General features: G+C 44.3%; 28 protein-coding genes. 11 read left to right on the top strand and 17 right to left on the bottom strand.

What is annotated here, in order from left to right:
* Positions 1 to 175: 175 nt before the first annotated feature.
* The gene (hemQ, locus tag AC58UU_RS19565) at positions 176 to 922 is read left to right on the top strand and encodes a hydrogen peroxide-dependent heme synthase (protein WP_497318417.1); all 747 of its coding nucleotides are present in this window, start codon (positions 176 to 178) and stop codon (positions 920 to 922) included.
* Positions 923 to 1,084: 162 nt separating this feature from the next.
* Here the strand turns inward: hemQ and AC58UU_RS19570 are convergent, their stop codons facing one another.
* Both AC58UU_RS19570 and AC58UU_RS19575 read right to left on the bottom strand, forming a co-directional pair.
* Positions 1,085 to 1,366, bottom strand: coding sequence for a hypothetical protein (locus tag AC58UU_RS19570; protein ID WP_057307547.1), 282 nt, complete (start codon positions 1,364 to 1,366; stop codon positions 1,085 to 1,087).
* Between the two features lie 27 nt (positions 1,367 to 1,393).
* Positions 1,394 to 2,584 carry an NAD(P)/FAD-dependent oxidoreductase gene (locus AC58UU_RS19575; protein WP_047681609.1) on the bottom strand — a complete coding sequence of 397 codons (1,191 nt, stop codon included), beginning with the start codon at positions 2,582 to 2,584 and terminating at the stop codon, positions 1,394 to 1,396.
* Positions 2,585 to 3,011: 427 nt separating this feature from the next.
* Between AC58UU_RS19575 and AC58UU_RS19580 the strand changes: the two genes are divergently transcribed.
* Positions 3,012 to 4,013 (top strand): NAD(P)/FAD-dependent oxidoreductase, encoded by a 1,002-nt coding sequence (locus tag AC58UU_RS19580; RefSeq protein WP_497318418.1) that lies wholly within the window; start codon positions 3,012 to 3,014, stop codon positions 4,011 to 4,013.
* Between the two features lie 311 nt (positions 4,014 to 4,324).
* On the opposite strand, the gene sda is transcribed toward AC58UU_RS19580, so the two are convergent.
* On the bottom strand, positions 4,325 to 4,489 hold the full coding sequence (gene sda, locus AC58UU_RS19585; RefSeq protein WP_373460170.1) for a sporulation histidine kinase inhibitor Sda: 165 nt from the start codon (positions 4,487 to 4,489) through the stop codon (positions 4,325 to 4,327).
* A 331-nt stretch (positions 4,490 to 4,820) separates the two neighbouring features.
* Here sda and AC58UU_RS19590 point away from each other — a divergent pair, with 331 nt between their 5' ends.
* Positions 4,821 to 4,982 carry a hypothetical protein gene (locus AC58UU_RS19590; protein ID WP_029194774.1) on the top strand — a complete coding sequence of 54 codons (162 nt, stop codon included), beginning with the start codon at positions 4,821 to 4,823 and terminating at the stop codon, positions 4,980 to 4,982.
* Positions 4,983 to 5,269: 287 nt separating this feature from the next.
* Here AC58UU_RS19590 and AC58UU_RS19595 read toward each other — a convergent pair whose 3' ends face one another.
* From AC58UU_RS19595 to AC58UU_RS19610, 4 genes are all read right to left on the bottom strand, one after another.
* The gene (locus AC58UU_RS19595; RefSeq protein WP_497318419.1) at positions 5,270 to 5,548 is read right to left on the bottom strand and encodes a hypothetical protein; all 279 of its coding nucleotides are present in this window, start codon (positions 5,546 to 5,548) and stop codon (positions 5,270 to 5,272) included.
* 81 nt (positions 5,549 to 5,629) lie between these two features.
* The gene (locus tag AC58UU_RS19600) at positions 5,630 to 5,977 is read right to left on the bottom strand and encodes a VOC family protein (protein WP_497318420.1); all 348 of its coding nucleotides are present in this window, start codon (positions 5,975 to 5,977) and stop codon (positions 5,630 to 5,632) included.
* Between the two features lie 135 nt (positions 5,978 to 6,112).
* Positions 6,113 to 6,484 carry an iron-sulfur cluster insertion protein ErpA gene (erpA, locus tag AC58UU_RS19605; RefSeq protein WP_497318421.1) on the bottom strand — a complete coding sequence of 124 codons (372 nt, stop codon included), beginning with the start codon at positions 6,482 to 6,484 and terminating at the stop codon, positions 6,113 to 6,115.
* A 132-nt stretch (positions 6,485 to 6,616) separates the two neighbouring features.
* Positions 6,617 to 6,808: a Spo0E family sporulation regulatory protein-aspartic acid phosphatase gene (locus tag AC58UU_RS19610; RefSeq protein WP_497318422.1), complete on the bottom strand. Its 192-nt coding sequence runs from the start codon at positions 6,806 to 6,808 to the stop codon at positions 6,617 to 6,619.
* A 392-nt stretch (positions 6,809 to 7,200) separates the two neighbouring features.
* On the opposite strand from AC58UU_RS19610, the gene mqnE reads away from it, so the two are divergent.
* Both mqnE and AC58UU_RS19620 read left to right on the top strand, forming a co-directional pair.
* Complete coding sequence (gene mqnE, locus AC58UU_RS19615) at positions 7,201 to 8,304, top strand: aminofutalosine synthase MqnE (protein WP_497318423.1); 1,104 nt, start codon at positions 7,201 to 7,203, stop codon at positions 8,302 to 8,304.
* Between the two features lie 44 nt (positions 8,305 to 8,348).
* Positions 8,349 to 9,413 carry an NAD(P)/FAD-dependent oxidoreductase gene (locus AC58UU_RS19620; protein ID WP_171641044.1) on the top strand — a complete coding sequence of 355 codons (1,065 nt, stop codon included), beginning with the start codon at positions 8,349 to 8,351 and terminating at the stop codon, positions 9,411 to 9,413.
* Positions 9,414 to 9,415: 2 nt separating this feature from the next.
* Here the strand turns inward: AC58UU_RS19620 and AC58UU_RS19625 are convergent, their stop codons facing one another.
* Positions 9,416 to 9,670, bottom strand: a complete 255-nt coding sequence (locus tag AC58UU_RS19625; protein WP_047681593.1) for a YuzB family protein — start codon at positions 9,668 to 9,670, stop codon at positions 9,416 to 9,418.
* 95 nt (positions 9,671 to 9,765) lie between these two features.
* On the opposite strand from AC58UU_RS19625, the gene AC58UU_RS19630 reads away from it, so the two are divergent.
* Positions 9,766 to 10,011, top strand: a complete 246-nt coding sequence (locus AC58UU_RS19630; RefSeq protein WP_056829608.1) for a NifU family protein — start codon at positions 9,766 to 9,768, stop codon at positions 10,009 to 10,011.
* Between the two features lie 65 nt (positions 10,012 to 10,076).
* Here the strand turns inward: AC58UU_RS19630 and AC58UU_RS19635 are convergent, their stop codons facing one another.
* The 5 genes from AC58UU_RS19635 to AC58UU_RS19655 all read right to left on the bottom strand — a co-directional run bounded on the left by AC58UU_RS19635 (position 10,077) and on the right by AC58UU_RS19655 (position 15,374).
* On the bottom strand, positions 10,077 to 10,868 hold the full coding sequence (locus AC58UU_RS19635) for an SDR family oxidoreductase (RefSeq protein WP_497318424.1): 792 nt from the start codon (positions 10,866 to 10,868) through the stop codon (positions 10,077 to 10,079).
* Between the two features lie 7 nt (positions 10,869 to 10,875).
* A complete protein-coding gene (locus AC58UU_RS19640) occupies positions 10,876 to 11,586 on the bottom strand; it encodes a Cthe_2314 family HEPN domain-containing protein (RefSeq protein ID WP_497318425.1) in 711 nt (236 codons plus the stop codon).
* A 37-nt stretch (positions 11,587 to 11,623) separates the two neighbouring features.
* A complete protein-coding gene (locus AC58UU_RS19645) occupies positions 11,624 to 12,580 on the bottom strand; it encodes a DMT family transporter (protein ID WP_497318426.1) in 957 nt (318 codons plus the stop codon).
* A complete protein-coding gene (locus AC58UU_RS19650) occupies positions 12,577 to 14,340 on the bottom strand; it encodes a UbiD family decarboxylase (protein ID WP_497318427.1) in 1,764 nt (587 codons plus the stop codon). Before AC58UU_RS19650 ends, AC58UU_RS19645 begins: the two co-directional genes overlap by 4 nt.
* 134 nt (positions 14,341 to 14,474) lie before the next feature.
* A complete protein-coding gene (locus AC58UU_RS19655) occupies positions 14,475 to 15,374 on the bottom strand; it encodes a COX15/CtaA family protein (protein ID WP_497318428.1) in 900 nt (299 codons plus the stop codon).
* A gap of 245 nt (positions 15,375 to 15,619) precedes the next feature.
* Here AC58UU_RS19655 and AC58UU_RS19660 point away from each other — a divergent pair, with 245 nt between their 5' ends.
* On the top strand, positions 15,620 to 16,141 hold the full coding sequence (locus AC58UU_RS19660) for a general stress protein (protein WP_497318429.1): 522 nt from the start codon (positions 15,620 to 15,622) through the stop codon (positions 16,139 to 16,141).
* 92 nt (positions 16,142 to 16,233) lie between these two features.
* Here AC58UU_RS19660 and AC58UU_RS19665 read toward each other — a convergent pair whose 3' ends face one another.
* Entirely contained in the window at positions 16,234 to 16,578 is a 345-nt protein-coding gene (locus AC58UU_RS19665) for a thioredoxin family protein (RefSeq protein ID WP_497318430.1), read from the bottom strand.
* Positions 16,579 to 16,743: 165 nt separating this feature from the next.
* Here AC58UU_RS19665 and AC58UU_RS19670 point away from each other — a divergent pair, with 165 nt between their 5' ends.
* The 4 genes from AC58UU_RS19670 (at position 16,744) to AC58UU_RS19685 (ending at position 20,174) form a co-directional block, all read left to right on the top strand.
* On the top strand, positions 16,744 to 17,583 hold the full coding sequence (locus tag AC58UU_RS19670) for an SPFH domain-containing protein (RefSeq protein ID WP_497318431.1): 840 nt from the start codon (positions 16,744 to 16,746) through the stop codon (positions 17,581 to 17,583).
* A gap of 13 nt (positions 17,584 to 17,596) precedes the next feature.
* The gene (locus tag AC58UU_RS19675) at positions 17,597 to 17,788 is read left to right on the top strand and encodes a type II toxin-antitoxin system antitoxin (protein ID WP_171692761.1); all 192 of its coding nucleotides are present in this window, start codon (positions 17,597 to 17,599) and stop codon (positions 17,786 to 17,788) included.
* A gap of 473 nt (positions 17,789 to 18,261) precedes the next feature.
* Complete coding sequence (locus tag AC58UU_RS19680; protein WP_497318432.1) at positions 18,262 to 18,624, top strand: hypothetical protein; 363 nt, start codon at positions 18,262 to 18,264, stop codon at positions 18,622 to 18,624.
* Positions 18,625 to 18,869: 245 nt separating this feature from the next.
* The gene (locus AC58UU_RS19685; RefSeq protein WP_497318433.1) at positions 18,870 to 20,174 is read left to right on the top strand and encodes a DUF2515 family protein; all 1,305 of its coding nucleotides are present in this window, start codon (positions 18,870 to 18,872) and stop codon (positions 20,172 to 20,174) included.
* A 14-nt stretch (positions 20,175 to 20,188) separates the two neighbouring features.
* On the opposite strand, the gene AC58UU_RS19690 is transcribed toward AC58UU_RS19685, so the two are convergent.
* The 3 genes from AC58UU_RS19690 to AC58UU_RS19700 are packed head-to-tail and all read right to left on the bottom strand — an operon-like array spanning position 20,189 to position 23,152.
* A complete protein-coding gene (locus AC58UU_RS19690; protein ID WP_497318434.1) occupies positions 20,189 to 21,862 on the bottom strand; it encodes a putative polysaccharide biosynthesis protein in 1,674 nt (557 codons plus the stop codon).
* Between the two features lie 33 nt (positions 21,863 to 21,895).
* Positions 21,896 to 22,375 carry a DUF456 domain-containing protein gene (locus AC58UU_RS19695; protein ID WP_171641017.1) on the bottom strand — a complete coding sequence of 160 codons (480 nt, stop codon included), beginning with the start codon at positions 22,373 to 22,375 and terminating at the stop codon, positions 21,896 to 21,898.
* A gap of 42 nt (positions 22,376 to 22,417) precedes the next feature.
* Complete coding sequence (locus AC58UU_RS19700; RefSeq protein WP_497318435.1) at positions 22,418 to 23,152, bottom strand: Cof-type HAD-IIB family hydrolase; 735 nt, start codon at positions 23,150 to 23,152, stop codon at positions 22,418 to 22,420.
* Positions 23,153 to 23,181: the final 29 nt, after the last annotated feature.

Consider the following 23,181-nt stretch of genomic DNA (forward strand, 5'->3'; position numbering starts at 1 on the left):
AACAATGTAAGAAGCCGTTCATCTATTTGACTTCCTTATAATTGTAATCCACGAAATGTCACAGGTAAAGTGTACACAAATTGAACATTTCCCTCTTCACCCTTTGTTCATTTGCCCTTTCCCCATGAATTGGATACAATGTAGGGGATATTAGCCCTTGAATGGAGGAAAACCAATGAGTGAAGCCGTACAAACGCTGGAAGGCTGGTATGCGCTCCATGATTTCCGTCTGATCGACTGGAACGCATGGCATGCCGCAACCCCGCAGGAGCGTAAGCACGCAACGGACGAGTTGAATACATTTCTGTCCCAGTGGCAGCAATTCGAGAACGATAAACTAGGCAGTACTGCCGTTTATAGCATCGTTGGTCAGAAAGCCGACTTTGTATTCATGCAAATGCGTGAAACGCTTGAAGAACTGAATGAATTGGAAAATACGTTTAATAAATCAAGCTTCGCCGCTTTTACAATCCCGGTCTATTCCTACGTATCCATTGTAGAATTAAGCAGTTATCTTGCTAAGCCAGGCGTGGATCCTTCGGAAGATCCGGAAATTCAAGCCCGCTTGAAGCCTATCCTGCCTAAATCGAAGCACATCTGCTTCTATCCGATGAATAAGCGTCGCGATGGCAATGACAACTGGTACATGCTCCCTGCGGAAGATCGCAAAACAATGATGCGCAGCCATGGCATGATTGGACGCACATACGCGGGTAAAGTCAAACAAATCATTACAGGTTCCGTAGGACTGGATGATTGGGAGTGGGGCGTAACCCTGTTCTCAGATGATCCTCTTCATTTCAAAAAGCTTGTTTATGAAATGCGTTTCGATGAAGTGAGCGCACGTTTCGGTGAGTTCGGCGACTTTTACGTCGGTAACCTGCTGACACCTGATAAATTTGTTAAATTAATTCAAATTTAAGAGATAACTCAAGAGTGAAGGACTACGTGTCCTTCACTCTTTTTGCATCCCTGTACAATCAACATTGTGCACATTATTGGAAGAGGGTAAACAGCCATTGAGATGGATGAAGCAAAAAAAGAAAGCTTGCTCGATGTAGAGCGAAGCTTTCTTATCAATGAATTATTCCTCATCCTCGTCGTCACGCAGGGCAGCCTCTAATTCAGCTTCCATCTGCGCTTTACGAGCCAGATACACTTCCGTATCACGGTCACGCTGGCGACCTTTTTCCTTCAAGCGTTCAATCGCAGGAAGAATGAGGATATCAATTTCCTTTTGCACAACGGCTACATGATCATAACGTTTCTCAGTCTCTAAAAAGTGACCGACCTCGATCAAGGCATTGTAACGATCCAGTTCATCCCGGGTAAGAAGTCCTCTTACTTGGACACTGCAGTGCCGCATGGCGATCCCCCCGTCTACTAATGATGACTAGAAACGTCCCTTACGTATAACAAGTGGAATACCGCCGATAATGTAGAGGTATCTCATATCAACCACTTTTTTCATCATGGCTGCAACGTTACCTTTAAGCTTACGGGAACCAACGATACCAATGGCTTGACCTTTACCTAAGGAAGCAACTGTACCTTTGTTGGAATATTTGAAAGTTTTCATTTGCGAACCGCGAATGGAAGCAATCAGGTTGTGTGCAACAGCTTCACCTTGCTGCATAGCGATTTGAGCTGTTGGAGGGTATGGTCTGCCTTCATCGTTCATCACGATGGAACAGTCACCAACAACATAGATGTTATCGAAACCAGGTGCATGCAGGTGCTCATCAACTTTAATTCTGCCGCGCATCGTTTCGAAGCCAGCTTCATCAAGCATATGGTTACCGCGGATACCGCCTGTCCAAACAACTGTAGCAGCTTTGATGAACTCATCTCCAGCGATCAGAACACCTTCAGGTGTACATTCTTTAATGGCTGTACCGATTTTGAAAGTAATGCCTTTGTCAGTCAAAACTTTCATCGCATACTCAACAAGCTCAGGATCGAACCCTGGCAGTGCCGTTGGAGCTGCTTCAATATTATAAATCTTCACAAGGGAAGGATCCACGTCGAATTCTTTGCAAAGCTGTGGAATACGGTCAGCAAGCTCACCAATGAACTCGATGCCAGTAAACCCTGCTCCACCGATAACGAATGTCAGGTAATCTTTGCGATCTGGCTCACGCTTGTACTTCGCAAATTGATACTCAATATGTTCACGAATGAAACGAACGCTGTTGATACTGCGAATGTTCAATGCGTTTTCTTTAAGACCTGGAATACCGAAAGTTTCAGCTTCGCCACCAAGACCAATAACCAGGTAGTCATAGGAAAGCGTTCCATCTTCGAGAATAACCTTTTTCTCATGCGGACGGATTTGTGTAACCGTCGATTTCACGAAATCAACTTTAAATTCATCAATCAATTTCAAAATGTTCACGCGTGCATTTTCAGGATTATCTGTCCCTGCAGCAGGCATGTGAAGATGGGTAGTAATGTAATGGTAGTCATGCTTGTTTACAAGTGTTACATCAGCTTCATTGTAATTTAATTCTTTTTGCAAACGAATTGCGGATAGGATCCCGCCATAGCCTGCTCCCAAAATAACGATTCTTGGTATTCTACTCATTTCTCTCTCACTTCCATATCCGTATTTATAGTCCTATGGTTTCTCTATCTTGTGAAAAATTACACAAACGGCTTCAAAAGTAGTATACTGCCTCTAGTTTGCACCCAGCCGCAGCGAATTATGATGAAACAGGATGAAATTAGTCACAACATGCGTAAACCGATTCTCATGATATAATATAATTTTCATAAGTAAATATCAAGTGCTATTTTGCTTTAAAATAAGGCGTACAGGCCCTTCTAGCCTTACCATCCTGTGTAAGCATTATTTATCATATATATAAGCGATTTATATAAAGAAATCGCACTTTTCTGTTTCCTTCAATAGAAGAGACGTTTATAATGAAATAATGAATTAATGAATTAATGAATTATGGCAATACCAAATATTTACCACATCAAAAGAACTGAATCGGAGGAGTCTAAGAATGAACGAGAGAGAAACAAATCAAGATATCGTAGATATCATAGTAATTGGTGGAGGCCCTGCTGGAATGTTCGCATCTTTCTATGCGGGTATGCGCCAAGCATCAGTAAAAATTATCGAAAGTATGCCGCAGCTCGGTGGTCAGCTTGCAGCTTTATATCCGGAGAAATACATTTATGATGTAGCTGGGTTCCCAAAAGTAACGGCACAAGAATTAGTGGACAACTTGTTAGCTCAAATGAAACACTTTCAAATCAACACTTGCTTAGAAGAGAAAGTACACCAAGTTATCAAAAAAGAAGAGCGTCTCTTCGAAATAACAACAGATAAAGGCACACACTACAGCCGTGCCGTTATTATTTCGGGTGGAGTTGGCGCATTCGAACCGCGTCGTCTTGAATTACCGGAAGCCGCGCAATTCGAGAAGAAAAATTTGCATTACTTCGTTAGCGATTTGAATGCTTTCGCTGGCCAAAAAGTGTTAATCAGCGGTGGCGGCGATTCGGCTGTTGACTGGGCCTTAATGCTTGAGCCTATCGCGGAGAAAGTCACGCTTATCCACCGTAGAGATAAATTCCGTGCACATGAGCACAGCGTAGAAAACTTGATGAACTCCAAAGTAAATGTTGTAACTCCTACGGAAATCACTAAACTTCACGGTAGTGACCGGATTGAGCAAGTAACGCTTAAAGATATCAAATCCGGCGAAGAAACCGTACATGATGTCGACGCTGTTATCATTAACTTCGGCTTCGTTTCTTCCCTTGGACCGATCTCCGAATGGGGCCTTGAAATTGAAAACGGCTCAATCGTTGTTGACTCCAGAATGGAAACAAACATTCCAGGCATCTTCGCTGCCGGAGATATCACAACTTATCCTGGGAAATTGAAACTGATTGCTGTTGGCTTTGGTGAAGCACCTACTGCCATTAATAACGCTAAAGTCTATATTGACCCTAGTGCCAAGCTTTCACCAGGACACAGCAGTAACTTAAAATTTTAATCTTCTCAAATAAAATGGGGTATTCTAAACCTAATCTACCGATTAGGAGGAATACCCCTTTGTCATATATATGTCCAGTTTGCAACGGCCTACAGGAGCTGAATACCGAGTGTCCTGTTTGTTCACAACAGATGAATGATTGCGGGAAATGGAGTGACTATCTAGGCCCCTACTCTCCTTATCGAGAGATTGATGATATCTCCATGTCAGATGGGACACCAGCATCACAGAATAATCAATGCCTTCATCTGGTAAACTGTGCCGACTGCCACCAGAATTTTACCATCCAAATAACTTCATGATGAAACTCTCTAGTTTAGCGGGGTTTCATCCTTGATGTAGACGTGCAGTTTTAAATTACGTCTCTGTATTTCTGCGAGCAACAGGTCAACAAAATCTGATTCCAATCTCAAATCCAATGCTTTGTAATAAGAGTCGATCAATGTTTCGTCACTAATTTGTCTCACTGAAATCACCTTTATTCTATAATTTGTAATTATATTATCATGGGGGGAAAATTAGAACAAGCGTTCCGTTATCCACAGATACCTGTGCATATCCTGTGGGTAGATTGTTAATATGTCCCATAAACGCACTGTATTTATAGGGGATACTGTGCATAAAGTTATGCACACGATAAACTGTCAGTCTGCCGATAAAAAAAATTGATCGAAATAACGGAAATATTTTACGTTCACTTAACAAATCCTTAAGCTTGTTCACACAATTGAAAAGAAATTTTAATCGTCATTTAATATTCATAGCCTACAATGATAATAGAAAGACAAAAACAAAGGAGCGAAAGATATGATCGTCTACGATATTGTACTAAATGGTGAAATTAAAGAAACGATTAAGCCTCGTAAGAACCGTTTGAAAGAAATTTACGCATTTATGCTAGAGCAAAGTAAGCTCATGAAAGCCAAGTATGGTGATAATGTTAAAATTAAAGGCCGCATGGTGTATTAGGGATAAACAACCCGTTATACACTTGCGGCCTTTTTCTTTTCCATAACGTGGGGATCTAAAAAGTAATTCTCACTGAAGGATAGATCGTTGAGTTCTCTAAGCGTAGCTTCACTGCAAGAGGTGTAATCATCTCAATAAATTCCTGTCTAGTAGCCATCGACACACCCCCTTCTTATATCACTAGTAAAACTAAACCTTTCAATCTATTCACAATGCTTAAAAGGGTTCTTTTTTGCAAATAATGTAAAAAAGGCTCCCACAAGTGCAACTATGCTGCACTCGGGGAGCTAATGAATCCAAGAACCAATCAACATCATAAGTAATCCAAATATAGCCGAATATCGCTTTATCGTTCGGTTCGTCTTCGGATAAAACAGCAGCAGCCAAATAATAAATCCAATAGGAATTAAAATACCAATTTTTAAATTGAATGTTCCTAAAATGTAATATCCAACTAATTTCAACCCTAAATATCCTTCGTCCTCTTCCCTATTTCTGTAAAACAACATTAATACGAAAATGACAACAATTGTAGAGATGATTGAAACATTAAAATTCCAATTCACTTATAGGATTCAACTCCTCTCACCAATTGTAGGAATTCCTTTTTATGTATATTGTATCACTTGAAATTACATGCATAAGACCTAATCCTTGATCTCTATCCTGTTTCCTTCTGGATCAATGATTACGCCAATTTTCCCCCAATTAAATGAATGTACATCAACATTCACTCCGCGATTCAATAGCTCCAATATGGTATCTTCAAAATCATTTACGTTGAACCTTATCACTGTTGGATTTTGCGCTCTAGTCTTTGGTGTTGTTGATGCAGTACCGTTATCCTCAATCATTAAATAACTGCCACCAAAATCAAGTACAGCTAAATTACTTTTTTGTTCACGAATAGGAAGACCAATCTTCTCCATGTAAAAATTTAAGACTCGTTCGTAATCTTCGCAAAATAAAATGATACCTGATTCGCGTAGTTGCATGATTTACTCCTCCAGTTCCCTATTTATCCCTATTGTACCATTTGGCACTCTTCCTTCTTTATTCTTTAACATAAAAAAACCTCCAAGCTTCTGTGTATTAACATCAACACATAAGCTTGGAGGTGTAATCACGTATTAAGCTTCGACTTTATCGTCGCACTTCTCGACTAAGCCCTCTTCATCCTTCACTTTGAAGGAAGAGCCGCATCCACAGGAAGCTACTGCGTTCGGGTTGTTAATGGAGAACCCGCCGCCCATGCCTGCGTCTGTGTAGTCAATTTCAACACCGTATAAATATTTGGAGCTATCTTCGTCCACAACGACCTTGAGGCCATGAATGGTAAATACTTTATCGTCATCCTTCTGCTCATCATCGAAGCCCATGCCGTAAGAGAAACCGCTGCAGCCTCCAGCTTTGACACCTAGACGCAAGAACAGGTTCGGTGATTCTTCAGAAGTTAAAAGCTCTTTAATCTTATCTGACGCTGATTCACTAATGTTAATCATAACGGAAATCCCTCCCTAAAGTTCTCCTTATGGAAAACTGGCATTATACTAAGTTTTCGTAATGCTTACTATCAAGTATACTCCTATTCAAAGCATTGCTCAAGGGCAGCTGCGCAGTCATTCTTAGCCATTTCAGCCATAAACTTTACGGTTATGTCTTATCGCATAATATTGTAACAGCAATTGGTCGAGCTCTCGACTGCACTGCTGTACTTCTGGATGAAGGAAGCCGTATGCCGTACCCAAGGAAACCATTTGGCCTCTAAGCTGTTCTATTTCTATATTTAATCGTTCCTGCGGTTCGGTCACGAATACTGGTATCACGATATAATCACCTTTAGCCCTACGTAATCACATTGCAATAGTATACAGGAATTTGTTAATATTGGGAATAACATTTCCCATTATTGTAGGAAAAATCATGCCATTTTTGTATATTGTCAATTTATCTCCATCTAAATGATATTGCCCCTCCCAACACGTAGGTTTATAATGGGATGGATGGATTGCACGTTATAGATGAAACAAAGCTCAAAGATACACAGAGCAGAGAGACTTTGAGCTACGCCCAAAGATCCCTATATTAGGTGTGAATTCCTGAACCGAACTGGATGAACAGGTACGCGAGCGTCTCACACCGTTTAACGCATTTGGTCCTTATCTAGCTGAATGCGTCGATTCAGTATGGACTTTATTTACTATTCAGAGGAGGAATAATGATGAGTGTTGTGACTACAGACCCGGTCAAACGGATGGCCGAAATTGCTGACAAGGTTGAGAACAATCAACGTCTATCTATGGAAGATGGGCTATTTTTGTATGAATCGGACGATTTACTAACCATCGGTCAATTAGCGAACAAAGTTAATACACGAATGAACGGAAACAAGGTTTATTTTGTCCAAAATATGAGTTTGTACTTTACGAATGTGTGCGAGGAGCATTGTGCTTTTTGTCATTTCCGCCGCGACGAAGGTGAAGAAGGCTCTTATACACTGACACCTAGTCAAATGTTAGATTATGTAGCTGAACATTTTAATCCAGAAATTAAAGAATTTCATATTAGCCAAGGGCATAACCCGCATTTACCTTTTGAATATTACGTGGATTGTATCCGTCAACTAAAGCAAGCCTACCCTGACGTTACGATCAAAGCTCATACGGCGGCTGAAATTGAATTTTTCTCCCGTATCAGTGGTCTTAGTTTCCGAGATGTCCTCAAAACGCTAATGGATGCAGGATTGTCCACTCTTCCAGGAGGAGGAGCCGAAATTCTAACTGAGCGCTATCGGACTAAAATGAAAGTTGAAAAAGCGTCCTCTGAGGAATGGATTGACGTGCATCGTAACGCTCATTTGCTCGGAATGAAAACTCACGCAACAATGCTGTACGGCTCAATTGAAACGAAAGAGGAACGCATTCGTCATATGATGCTGTTGCGTGAGCTTCAAGATGAAACAGGCGGATTCTTAGTTTTCATTCCTAATTCCATTCAACCGGCAAGCAAAAATGCAGGCCTAAAGCAACGGGTACCAGCTTGGGATGAACTGAAAACCATTGCGATTAGTCGTTTGATGCTAGATAATTTCCCACATATTAAGGCTTATTTCATCAACATTGGTACGAAATTGACCCAGCTATCCTTCGCTTTCGGTGCTTCGGACGCACATGGTACGATCGTGAAAGAGAAGATTTCCCATGCTGCTGGTGCATTATCACCAGAAGGTCTTACACGTGATGAGCTCGTTTATCTCATTAAAGGCGCAGGACGCGTTCCTGTTGAACGTGACACCTTTTATAATGAAATCAGGGTATATTAGTCATACTAGAGAAGAGATATTGTTCAGAAGGGATATTGGATGGGATGAAAAAGTTTGTGATTCTCGGAGGAGGTTATGGCGGTTTGACCATAGCCTTAAACATGCTGGAGAAGGATTTACCAGAAGATACACTATTAGTACTTATTGACCGAAGCCCTTTTCAAGGATTAAAAACTGAATATTATGCACTGGCTTCAGGTACGATTGCTGAAACACATATTCGTGTTGCCTATCCGAATGACCCACGGTTGCTTCTAACATTCGGTGAGGTTTCTAGCGTCGATTTGAACAACAAACAAATTCTTTTTGAAGACCAAGAACCGCTATCGTACGATTGGTTAGTTATCGGTCTGGGCTGTGTGGATAGTTATCACGGAATTGTCGGTGCTAAAGAGTACTCTTCCAGCATCCAGACTCTTTGCCAGACACGTGCCACTTACCAGCGCATTAACGACATTGCGCCATATGGACAAGTCTCCATTATTGGAGGAGGTCTAAGCGGTGTTGAAATGGCAGCTGAGCTCCGTGAAAGCCGGGCTGATTTGAACATTCGATTGATTGATCGTGGTCCAAGCTTACTTTCGGCTTTCCCGAGCAATCTGCAGCAGTACGTCCGCGAATGGATGACGGAACATCATATTGAGCTCCGTCCTCAAGTATCCTTAGTCCGCCTAGATGGTGGAGATTTGTACAATGGGGATGAAATTATTAAAACCGATGCTACGATCTGGACTGCTGGCATTCAGCCCAATCCAATCGTAGAGGCTTTGAACGTGCCCAAAGACCGCCAAGGCCGGATTCTGCTTAACGAGTATCATCAAATACCAGAGTATCAAGAAGTGTTCGTCGTAGGGGACTGCGCTTCCCTGCCGTTCTCTCCAAGTGCGCAAGCAGCGCAAGCCCAAGGCAAGCAGATTGCCGAAGCCATGCTGTCGATTTGGAAAGGTGATACACCTCGTCTTGGTAAAATCAAACTTAGAGGTACCCTGGGTTCACTGGGTAAAAAGGCCGGCTTCGGCATCATGGGTAAACGTACGTTAATGACGGGTAAAATCGCTCGTGTTCTCAAAAGCGGTGTACTCTGGAAGTCGAAACGCCACTTCGGGTAAGATTAGTCTCCAAGAAGTTCGTACATTGCTTCTATTTCTTTAATACGGTCTAAAATGCGCTCGTGGAGAGCATCGGCGCTTTCAGCTGCTATGATTTCGCCATTCACAAGCGCATAAGGTTCCATATAGCACTGTCCGCAATTGCCTAGACAGCCGTATTCCATGACGTCGAAGTCAGGATTTTGTTCCAAAGCTTTCATGACTTTATCCGTTCCATGGTGCATATTACTGGCACAAAACTCAATGATTGGTCTCATTATATAAATTCCACCTTATGTTGATATTCAAGTTGAAAACCATTTTCATTTAAACATTATTGTAATATAATAATAGAAGAAAGGAGATGAATCAAATGACTGAAAAAACAAAAGAAGTAATTTATGATGAAGTCCTTGAGGTTTTAGATAAACTCCGTCCTTTTCTACAACGCGATGGCGGTGACGTAGATCTCGTTGATGTAGAAGACGGTATTGTGAAGCTGAAACTTATGGGTGCCTGCGGCAGTTGCCCAAGCTCAACAATCACGTTGAAAGCTGGTATTGAACGCGCATTGGTTGAAGAGGTTGAAGGCATAACAGAAGTCGTACAGGTATTCTAATTACGACTATATCATAAGAAAGAGCTTACCTCTATGGTAAGCTCTTTTTGCATATATGATAAGGACTAGTTTTTACGCTGGTTAAGCACTGGTAATGGCTGGATCGGATCGAGCCCTCCAGAAATATCCATAATATTCCCAGTAATGAAATCGGATGCAGGTAAACAAAGGAAATCAATGACTCTAGCTACATCTTCGCCCGTCCCGGGTCTTCCTACCGGTGTTTCCCCATCAACCTCCAGACGCGCTTCTTGCATCGTCCGTTCTTTGTTCTTACCTCGAATATCGCCAGGGCATATCATATTAACGGTAATCCCATGACTCGCTTCTTCTTCGGCCAATGTCTTCGTGAAGGAAACTAAACCTACCTTAGCCGCCGCGTATACGGCACGATGCGTCCAGCCCCTAGCTTCGGCCGCCTTTCCGAATCCAAAATGGACAATTCGTCCCCAGCGTCTCTCCCTCATCATAGGCAGAACCAGATGATCAAGCTCCATAACGCCGAGCAAATTGCCGCGCATCAGATATTCAATCTCATCGACGTTATAATCAGCGAAAAAGCGCCGCTCTCTAAAGAAAGGTCCGGCATTATTCACGAGAATATCAATCGGACCGAGCGCAGATGTTGTTTGTTCCACCATACGTATAATATCTTCGCGTTTGGCGACATCGCCTTGGACGGCCACGCTGCGAACACCTAGATCTTCCAATCGAAGGACAAGCTCAGCAGCTTCTTTTTCACTATTTACATAATTGACAGCTACCTGACAACCCCGCCTTGCTAGGGTAATCGCGGTCATTTTGCCCAAGCCCTTGGCGCTGCCAGTAATAAGAACCGTTCGGCCTCTTAATTCCATGGTCCTCTTACCCCTTTGCAATACTTGCCGTAATATATGAGAAAGCTATTGTTAAGGTTCGGCACACCATTTCAAATCCCTGCTGCAGATCAGCGACATTTGATTTCACATTTTCAACATGAATTCGTTCTCCCGGAATTGGTTCTTTTTGCATGAGATCATCCAGCATTTCAGCATTAATATAATGAATCTCCATATTACGTTGATTGCGCAGTCGATCTAATGCCGATTTATAATCCATTTTGAGATTATAAAGCTGGAGCTCCAGTGAACCGTGAATATGCTTTTCATGCATACGGCGCAGTACGGTAAAGTACGAGAAACGAGACTTAAGCGTCTCTGTTTTCAGCTCGAATAGATCATTCATAAACGTGCCCAATTTGTCCAAGATCGAAAACAAGCGAATGAAGGCATTTTTATAAAAATAAACAAATCGATGATATTCTTCGATCTCTTGCGAATTCATTTCCTCCAAGAATGCCTTACTGATATGCTCAGCGTAACGCTCACAGCAATATTTGCTCTGTTCCAGCTCATCCAGGGCATCGATAAACCCCTTGCTCCAGATCGCCCGTCTATGGTACTTGGGATACTCTGAGGCTAGGTGGCTATGCTCCTTAGATTCCAACAGTTCAATATACGTTCTCACCGCGTTGCCAGCGTCTAAAAGAAGTCCGCTATCGATTCGTTTCGGTTCATTGAACAATACTCGCAGCACGGGCACACCCCTTTTTCATCCTAGCAAATTTGTTCGGTTATAGCTTTGCTGTTTGTTCGCTTAGCAGGGTCTGTTTCACCTTCTGTGAATGATCCCGTTGCACTAAATACATAGCTGCCAAGACCCCAACACCACCCAAACACTGATACAGAGAGATAGACTCATGTAAAAAAATGAAGCCTGCAATAGCTGCTGTTACAGGAAGTAAGTATCCATAAGCAGAAGATTTGAACGGCCCTAGCTTAGCTAAGCTCCAGTTGTGTATAGAAAAACCTAAGGCAGTAGCCAACAAGGAAGTGTAAATTAAGCTGATCCAACCTGTTGAAGAGATGGCCGCATAATAGGCAGCGTCAGCACGCAAGAGTACGAAGGGCAATAACGAAAGCGCCCCCGCTGTCATTTCAAGCGAAATCAACAGCGGCAGCGGATAACGTAATACAAGTCGATTCATACCGATGAGATAAATGGCTCCCATAACACTGCGCATCAGTAACAGGATATCTCCTTTAAACGTTTCTCCTCCAAGATGGAATCCATCAACCCCACCTGAGACTATGATGATTACACTGCATAAAGCTAATGGAATCCCTATAAGGATGCGCCATGTGAGCCTCACTTGACCAGCTATTAAAGCGAAAAGAACCGTTATGACGGGCATGAAGCCGCGTCCTAGTACAGCGCCATTCGCGGAGTTAGAAAACTGCAAGGCATACTGCAGAAGGGCTTCCATGCCAATAGCATTGAGAATGCCTAATCCACATATAAGGAGAATATCTCTACCGGCAATCTGTATCTTCAGCGAACGCGATCGATAATAAAAGTAAGTATAGACCCACAGCATCGGAATCATACTCGCGAAGCGCAACCCGTTAAAAACGAAGGAATCCCACTCTCTTCCCCCAATCTTCAGCGAAGCTAAATTAATGCCCCAAAGGATATACACCAGTACAAATCCTGCATGTGGATAAAAGGAACGGAACCGATCCGCATTCATGCGAAATATTCCTTCCAGCGGCGATCCACGAGTTCCACGATATCTTCCCGCGGGAACAGCTCATCGGGGTATCCCGGTTTCATACGAGCATCAATCACAATCGGAACTTCATAAGCGATATGATGACGATTTACGCTGGACTGCGCGTACATATCGCTTGCCGGATTGAAACGAGTGAACACAGTCCATAAGAACTTGGTTTGGTCCTTCGCGATGCCGCTGGCATCATCCACTAAGATGACTAGCGGCCACTCGGTTAAGCGGCTGGCTGCATTCGCCAGCAGACGCTGTGGCAGCTCCGGCTCCGCCGCGTAAGATGCCCCTGAGACAAGCAGACATCCGCCGCAGTAAACGGCGATATCATGGATCTCAGGCAGCTCTCCGGCGGTGTAGGCTCTTGGCAGCTCGCGTACAGGGTCGCCTGTGCCGAGAAGGACTGCTTTGCTGCCGTGATTAAGCTGGCCACCTGTATAATCAAGCGTATCATGCGATGTTTTGTTGAAGATGAATAGGTCACGTCCTGGATCAAAACGCTCCAGCACAGTTTCAAGCAGCTCTGTGAAGTTAGCCAAGACAGTCGGCTTGTCAGTGACAATCAAGAACTTGGTGAGTGACAGCTGACCCTCACCTAGAATGCGGAATGCCGTGCCAAGCGCCTCACGGCTATAACTCTCACGGACGACGGCAGCTGCGAGCGGGTGGAACCCGGTCTCTGCATACGTCCAGAGGTCTTTAACACCCGGCATCGCCATTGGAAACGCGGGCTCAAGAAGTCTTTGCAGGAATTCGCCAAGGAAGTAATCTTCTTGGCGCGGTTTACCCACGATCGTTGCTGGATAGATCGCGTCTTTGCGGTGCCATACATGATTCACGTTGAAAACCGGGAAATCATGGATGAGTGAGTAATACCCGAAGTGGTCGCCGAACGGCCCTTCGGCACGTCTCGTATGCGGCGGAACGACACCGCATATCGCGAACTCCGCCTCGGCCACGAGGCGGTGCCCCCCATGGGGGTTCTCCACCATGGGGAGCTTCTGCCCGAGGATGAGCGAAGCGAGCATCAGCTCGGGCAGGTGCTCGGGCACTGGCGCAATCGCTGAGGCGATGAGCGCAGGCGGGCCGCCCAGGAACACGGTGACGGGCAGCGGCTTGTTGCGTTTCTCGGCTTCATGGTAATGGAAGCCGCCGCCTTTATGTATTTGCCAGTGCATCCCGGTGGTGAAATCATCATAAACCTGCATGCGATACATGCCGAGGTTATGATGACCGCCGTCCGGATGCTCAGTGTAGACAAGCGGCAGCGTGACGAACGGACCGCCATCTTCTTGCCAGCTCGTCAGGACAGGCAGTCCTGCGAGTGGGTTGTCCTGCTTCAAGCCGCCGAGAATCGGCGCTTGATTCGGCTGTACTTTCTTCGTTCCAACCTTCAACAGATCCATAATGAGAGCACGTTCGCCCCAGAGCGCTTGCGGCGTTGGAGGCATTAACGTGCTTGTAGCGTTAATAACCGCTTTCATGAATTGCTCCGGCTTGGGGCCGAAGGCAAGATCAACGCGTCTTGTTGTCCCGAACAGATTGGAGACGACAGGGAATGAACTTCCTTTGACATTCGTGAACAGCAAGGCTGGGCCTTGCTCATCAATGACTCTACGATGAATCTCGGCGAGTTCTAAATTTGGGTCTACTGGAGCGGAGATTTCAATCAGTTGATTTTCGCGGCGCAAAATGTCTAGAAAAGCTCGTAAATTCGTTGGTACCATGTATGTTCCACCTTTGACTGTGAGATTGTAGATGAGTAATTGTAAGTAAAAAGGAAATAGCCTTCCGCGTCAGAAGGCCTCCTCTACCGCAAAGGTAGCCCTGCCGTGCTTCCAAGGAGCTCGTCCGTCAGGTATTAAGCTTTGCGGTCATATAGCGTAAGTACGCATAAGTAACATAAGAATCCAAACATGCAAGAAACAATAACCGCGTGAATCATGCCGGTAAATAAATAAGCGACTTCATTCCCCATTGACCAGGTCACAACGGCACCGCTAATCACTTGAAGAGACACTAAAATTAGCGCCCATTTGCTGCCAAATCTTAGCTTGTCTGAGCCATGATAATAACGTTTGGCTTGTAAGTAAAGAAACAAAATACATATAAAAAGCAGTAATGCCGCTACACGGTGGGTAAAGACAATACCCGTTGCCCCGCTAAGTTCAGGGACTACTTCCCCATTGCATAAAGGCCAGCCCGAACATCCACCAGATGAAACCGTGTGACGAACGAATGCACCCAGATAAACAACGACATAGCTGTAAATCGTCGTTATCCATATAAGGGCTTTAAAACTGCTGCGAATGGCCGTATCACGCTGGAATTGCCCCCAAGGCGTAAAAACAATGGCTAATAGCAAAGAAAAAGCAAAGGCCAATAAGGATAATCCAAAATGTAATGCCAAGACGAGTGAAGATTGCGGCCATACGACAGCCATAGCACCCATTGCTGCCTGAATGAGCGTCATCAATACCGTAGCAGAGATGAAAAATTTGGCATCTCTACGTTTCACATAACGAAATACAAGGATGAATGTAGCAACCAGGATTAACGTCACAATGCCGACAACCAATCGATGGCTGTACTCAATAAGCGATGAAATCGTATGTGCCGGGACGAATTTCCCATGACACAGGGGCCACTCATCTCCGCAGCCTCTACCTGCGTCAGCCTTCGTAACTAAGGCACCCATTGCAAGAATAAGAAACATGCCAATGGCGGAAAGATTCGCTAATCTTTGAATCAATTTTTGCATGATTGCACCTACTTTTATGTCGTGACTTCTGTTAATCATGTCGAATGATGTTGTTCCGCTTTCAATTATAGCTGTAATAAGTAGGCAAATCCATTCGCAATTGTTACAAAGCTCCGAAACCACGCGGTAGGCCGTCATGAAGTTCATAAGGCATTCAATGTTTCAACTTTTTGGACAAGGGTAAATAAAAGATGAGCAACAAATTATTGCTGTTCAACCAAAATCGATCGCAGGAGGTTTTATCTATGGGTAAGCACATTATTGGAGTATTCAATTCGGAAGAAGAAGCCATTCGCGTGATTAACCAACTCAAAGCAGAAGGCTACAGAGCAGATGATATCTCGGTTATTGGTCGGAATAACGAAGACTTAAGTCATATTGAGAATGAAACTGAAACCAAAGCGGAAGAAGGACTTGCTACAGGCGCTGCTGCTGGCGGTGTATTGGGTGGCGTTACGGGATTACTGCTGGGTATTGGTGCACTCGCCATTCCAGGTATAGGCCCCATCATAGCAGCTGGACCAATTGTCGCGACTTTGACCGGAGCAGCCGTTGGCGCGGGTGCAGGCGGCCTTGTCGGTGGTTTGATCGGCTTAGGTATTCCCGAGAACGAGGCCAAGGATTATGACAATTACGTTAAGGATGGTAAAATCCTTATCCTTGTCGAATCTGACTCGAACCGTGATCCTAAAGCTTATGAAACATTTCGCAAAAACCAATCGCTGAATGCTAACACCTATACCCCTGAGTATGGGTATCGATCCTAGATATATGATGTAAATTTGGTTAAAAAAATCTCTCTTTGGCTAAATGGGGTCATACTTGACCCCATTTACTCAAAAGAGAGATTTTTTTGTGCTTATGACTTTAGGGCATCGGACACTTCGATAGCACGGTTAAGGAACTCCTCAATTTCTTCGCGTGTTTTACGTAGTTTACTGACGAAACGAACCAGTTCTTGGCCTCCACGGAAGGCGATAAAGCTCGGTATACCAAGGATGTTCAACTGCTCACAAAGATCAGGTACTTCGTCGCGGTCTAACTCGATGAATGTGATACGCCCAGCATAAGCTTCTTCCACTGCCGGCATGAAGGGTTCGATATAATGGCAGTCTTTGCACCAACTTGCTTTGAATACAGCAATGGTCAACGTAGGCTGCGAGATTTGTTCTTGAAAAGCTTGTTCATTGGATACTTTAATCATGACGAGCACCTCACTGCTTAGAATTTATTAACTTATAGCATGCCCTAGCAATTGTGTCAAGTTTAAAAAATAGGCTGCGTTCTGCTTGAAATACATTTACAATAAAAGTAAAAAGTGATATCATATAAATATCAAAAAGATATTCTTCTAAGGGGAGCTGCAGGAATGAAAGAAACGAATGCTTGGTCATTGAACGGTTTTCTCGGTTTACTGTTATTTATTATCGGCGGTGGGGTTGGCGTTTTCCTTCTTACACAAGAACGAATTGCGCCGGGCATCATCCTTATTATTCTGGGGCTGATATTCGTCTCGACGATCACTGCTGTTAATCCGAATGAAGCTTCTGTCATCACTTTCTTCGGCAGCTACTTAGGTACAATTCGAAAGAGCGGCCTATGGCTCATTGTCCCTTTTTCAAACAGAAAGAAAATTTCATTGCGGGTGCGCAATTTTAACAGTGTGAAGCTGAAAGTAAACGATATTGAAGGAAATCCTATCGAGATTGCGGCCGTCATCGTGTTTAAAGTAGTCGATACCTACAAGGCCCTCTTTGATGTGGACAGCTACGAAAAGTTCGTTGAAATTCAAAGTGAAACGGCGCTGCGTCATGTCGCCAGCAAATATCCTTATGACCGTTTTGAAAGCGAAGGCTACTCACTTAGGGGCAATGCAGATGAAGTTGCCGCTGAGCTTAGCCTTGAACTGCAGCAGCGTCTGTCTGTAGCAGGTGTAGAGGTCATCGAGTCCCGCCTGACCCACCTTGCTTATTCGACTGAAATTGCCAGTGCCATGCTTCAACGCCAGCAGGCTTCTGCTATTTTATCCGCTCGCCAAATTATTGTTGATGGCGCTGTGGGTATGGTTCAGATGGCTATTGCTCGTTTGGAATCCGAAGGTCTCCACCTGGATGAAGAGAGGAAAGCGGCCATGATTAACAATCTTCTTGTTGCGATTGTATCGGACCGCTCAGCGAGTCCGGTAATTAATACCGGTTCGTTGTACTAACGGGACCAGGGCTATGGCTCCTAAGAAAAATTTCCCGCTCCGACTTGATCCTAAGCTGTACGAGGCTTTGGAACGTTGGGCGGAGGATGAATTCCGCAGTGTGAACGGTCATATCGAGTATTTGCTGCGTGAAGCGCTCCATCGAACCGGACGTGTGATTAAACCCGGAACAGAGCAAACCAATTCGGAAAAGACGGATGAGTGATTTCTGCCATGGGGGCTGTCCGCAGTAGACTTATGAACAGAGACCCGAAAGATGGACACTTTGAAAAAAGTGACCTCTCTCGGGTCTTTTTACATTTATAATTACACGTGGGATATAAGGTTTGAATGATCCGTCTTCTCTATTGAATGATGTTGTATATAGTGCAACAATTCTGCCTAGATCCCGCCGATTTCCCTTCGTTGTTGCATAATGTACAACAATTTGGCCCAATAAAGGCCAATTCGCAACAAATGGGTTCGAAATGTTGTACAAACTACAACTTCTACTTACAAAATAGCCTTTTGACGTGTGAATTGTTGTATCAATTACAACATTGGTAACCACTATAGTCGATCTACCTTCACAAAGCTGCTAAACGACTCTAAAATCGAATTTTGGAGTTATATTTATAAGTTTCTAAGCATCGACTTCGGGGTAAATAGTAATAAAGATGAGATAAGGAGTGATACAGCATGCCAAAAACAACATACTGGGTTAGCGTCGGAAGGCAAGAAGTCGTGCCAGCCAGTGACGTGCTCATTCGAGACCATTATGAGTTCGAGATCCGCGCTGATGAAGCTGAGCTTCTCCTGCTCGTTGAACAATTCCGGGAAATCAATCTGGTAGATAAACAATTGGTGAAACGGGCAAGTACTCCGTACGAGGCGTTCCCAGAAAAAGATCAGGACATGAAAAATCGCGCTTATGATGAGCGGCTTAAGGATATTTATTTTCTTGTGTACCAGTTGGGGACGACTGAAACAAAAAGGCATATTGAAGCTATGAATCTGGGGGATTTACCGGAGTACCAGAATATCAACAGCAAACCGGAGTAGTTATTACAATCATTCCAATATATCTTTTTTACGATGAAAAAGGGGCCATGTGGCCCCCTTTTCCATTTTCCCGCAACGGCCTTGATCTGATCACTTGCCCACACATTCGTTGTGCTCGTCCTAAGGAACCTTTGACTTTTTCGATGATGGAAGCCATAGCCATAATTGGCCGCGTTTCCACATACCTGTAAGTGAATAAGTAAACACTAGAGGTAAAGATTCGGAGAAGGCTGGGGAGGTATTAGGTGTTGGGAGGAACAGTCAAACCAAGAGGTAAGGACGTTAAAGGCGTTCTCAATAAAATGAGAGGACTGCCGAACGCAGTCGCACAGCTGTTCAAACAGCAAGCATCGCTGCTTTTGCATTCCTCCGATAAAATAGTTGACCCTTTGGAGGAAATTCCTGTCACAACAGCATTCATAGGACGGCTGGAAAAGGACTTAAAACATCAATTAGATCTGCAGCAAAGTGGTGTCGTAAGTTCTCCTCTCTCGACAGATGAGAGGGCGATTTTGCATCGAATCAAGGATCGCACCCAGCAAGAAAACAGAAATAATGTGACACGAACTAACGCCTATTGGTCTTGTTATCAGGACAATCCTGAACTTCACTGGGCACTGCTTGCCCATATGGTTTCACGCAACGGGGGTTGGTGCATGACCGATCTTCGTGGGGAGCTTCTGCCGCTTTTGATAAGCAATGAATTGGCCCAGCATCTATTTGCTTTTCTGGAACGAGCAAACGGTCTTATTTTTCAAGATGCTTATCCACAACTACTGCTCTACGGCGAAAGTAAGAGACGAAAGATGAGTTTGTTTCATCTCCTGCCTCATATGGACATCTCGTCCTGGATGGTTCCTGTTTGGAAGGACTTTTGGATGTATCAAGAATCTGCCGCGCTAACGATTGCACTTATTGTTAATGAGCAAAACTATATCGATAAACGAATCGTAAAGAATAAACAGATTCAGCAAAACGTGTTAAATACGCCTTTGTTCAAAACACAAGCATGGCTGCAATTGAATCAAATCGGGTTTCCCTTTTTTCCCGCATCGATTGAAACACAAGCACTTCAGCCGAATCTGGCTGGACTTATACTTGAGAATTTCGCTAGCTTAACAGAACGCATCGAATTCGGAAAAAGCTTGTATGCGATACTTTTCGGAGCACCTGATGTACTTCAAGAAGTGCTTAGATTTGCGGCCACAACTCCCCACACTGGATCACGGTCTGATTACTGGCCTCACCTGTTTGCCCAAATAAGAAAAACCCCTCCCGAAGTAAAATATCAGGAGAGGCTGGATGGCTGCGCCCTTAAGAAAGGAACACAGCCGTTTTATAGTCCTAAGCTTACATCGGTATGGCCTGACAGGAACTTGGCCCCTGTAGAGCCTGGTGACTGGTTCACGAGTGTGAAGGAGCCGCTGGTGCATATGCGATCCATTCCTGTACCGATTCCTTATGATTTAACGAAAGAAGTGTACTTTGGTTTAAGTAAGATTGAGTTAGGCATTGTAGCTGCCCAAGCAATTAAGAAAGTGATTCGGTGACTCAGTTGGCTTGGCTAGGAACGTTTGGTAAGACGACTCACTTTGCCGATTAGCTTTTGCACTGGCGATGGGAAGTTTTTCACATCATCCTTCGTTACAACACGTGTTACCATCAGCATCAATGGATACAAGGCAGCCGAGAAGCCACAAACAAGTACAGCATTTATTCCTTCATTCAGTCGATACCAGCTAGTTGGATGCACATACGTATGTGTTAGCCATTCTGCTCCTAGACCAAGGATAACTATGACAACAATGGAAAACAGTAATCCGATGAAACGACGTCCGAGGATCGTAAAGTCGACTTCTTTACGAAGCGATCGTAAATTGAGCCAAGACATGACAATAAAACAAAGACCCGTTGAGCCAATGATTCCATAGATGCCAAACCACTGCGCAAGTAAGAAGCTACCAGCTAGCTTGACTGCAATACCAACAGCAACATGCAGCATCAGCGGTTTCATTCGGCCCATGCCCATAAGGACAGCGCCCGATGTTTGCATCACAATTTGAAACATAGCTCCTAATGTGAGCAGTGAAATCATGTGAGGTCCATGACTCATACCGAAAGCGGTATCCTCATGCCCGAACATGAAGAAGTCTAATGGACGGGCAGCAATGGCGATTACCAATACAGCCGGTAACCCAGAAAGAATCGAGAGTTGAAGCACCCTTGTAGTATGGTGGCCAACCTGTTTCAAATCTTTGCGGGAATAGGCCGCTGAGATGATGGGAACGACAGATTGACTAAGCGCGATGGCCAAAATAATTGGAATCCCCGCCAATGACTGGGCACGTCCTCCTATGATACCAACAAGCCCTAGCGCTTCACTTCTGCCAATTGTCCCTTCTAAGAGCGGGATAATGATAGAAGTATCGATCGCATACACAAGTGTAACCGTCACTGAGAAAATAACGATCGGAATCGACAGCTTCAATAAGCTGCGATAGATTTCACTATAACGAACTGGCGTATGTGATTGTGGCGATTGCGTGCTTCCCGCAGCTATCTGTTCGGCCGCTATGTTCGACTGCGCATCTCTACGCTTCAGCTTCAAGGCATAGTAAAGCATAACGGCAAGTGCCGCAATCCCTCCCATGACCCCTCCGAAAGATGCGCCTGCAACTCCCCAACCTAAGCTAATATTCAATAAAATATATGCCAGTCCAATTGAGGTTACGAGTCTGAATACTTGTTCCACAACCTGTGAAATCCCGTTAGGCATCATGTTTTGTCTACCTTGGAAATAGCCCCGCATAATGGCAATAAGCGGGAAGAACAGCATAGCTGGCGCTATAGCGCGAGTAGCTAGTGTGGCATCCGGTCCACCATGCGAAATGTGCTCGGCATAGATCGGTGCAAAGACATATAGCAGTACCGTCATCACGACTCCCGCTACGATTGCGAACCATATTGCCGCGCGATAAATCCGCTGCGCTTCTGCAGGTCTTCCGATCGCATATTTCTCGGACACCATTTTGCTTAGTGCGCTGGGGATACCGGCTGTTGCTACAACAAGTAAGATCGAATATAGATTAAAAGCAATGGAATAACTGCCCATTCCTTCTTCATGAAGCAAGTGTACCAGCGGAATTCGCTGGAAAACGCCGAGAAACCGCGCTATTAGCGCGGCCACGGTGAGAATGAGCGTCCCTTTTACTAGAGAATCTTTGGTTTCCTTCGTCAAGTCCGTTCCTACTCTCTTACAGTATTCATTCCATTAAAAAACCCAGATTAAAAAGATAATAATCATCGCTAGCTGAAGCGCAATTTTCACCGCACTGCTTGCAAAGAAACCGAGCACAGAGCCGACACCGGCACTTATCGCCTTTTTCCACGACGTACCGATGATGATTTCACCAATCACTGCACCTAAGAAGGGGCCAATGAGTAAGCCGAAAGCTGGAATAACAAAAGGCCCAATGATAAGACCAATTGTACTTCCGATGATAGCCGCCTTAGAGCCTCCAAACTTTTTAACCCCTAACGCCCCTACCGCGTAATCGGCCACCATAATGATGATGACAATCAAGGATTGGATAATCCAGAACCATACGCCGAACGGTTCGAAGCTAATCAACCAACCATAGATGAAGAAAGCTCCATAAATCGCTAACACACCGGGCAGCACCGGATAAACAGCACCAATCATACCCACTACAAATAAAAGGATAACTAATGTCCAGCCTAAGGTGATCATAGATCGCATCTCCTCCAATCTAAGCGGTTTATCACTTCTACTTTACAGCATATAAGTGCGAATCACTTTAGCAATGGCATGTTCATTGTTGGTAACGGTCGTAACATCGGCAATACGTTTTACTTCATCCTGTGCATTGCCCATAGCTACACCAAGACCTACTTCGCGAATCATCGCGATGTCGTTTTCACTATCCCCCATCGCAATGACTTCGGACATGCTAATGCCTAGAAGCTGACATACTGTCTCCACGCCGCTCGCCTTACTAATGCCTAATGGGTTAAGTTCAATATTAGATGGATGGGAATTCGTTATTTCAAGTGTTCCCCATCCCTCAACGATGTCCCGAATTTGCTGCAGTTTCTCCATATTTTCGGTGAAATAACCGAACTTTAGCCATTCTTGGCTGTCAATGTCCATGGCTTCGCTCTCGCGATTGAACACACCTTCCACTGAATAAGCCCACCACCAACAATCATACGTTTGAGCTACACTATGCAAATTACGTACCGTCTCAGCAGGAAGCAGGGTCCGCTTAAGTAATTTAGTCGGAGACTCCCATACCTCACTCCCATTTACCACGACAAGCGGTGAGGTAAGCCCTAGCTCCTGAATATAAGGCATGGCGCTTACAGCTCCGCGTCCTGTAGACATAATAACGATCTTACCCGCTTTAGTGGCTTCCTGAATCGCTTCTCGGTTTTCAACTGATATTTTTTTGTCATCGTCCAGCAAGGTGCCGTCCATATCGAGGGCAAGTAATTTATAAGATCCCACGTTTTCCCATCCCCTGTCTCTACGTCATT

It is taken from the genome of Paenibacillus sp. JT22N1 (assembly GCF_059692155.1).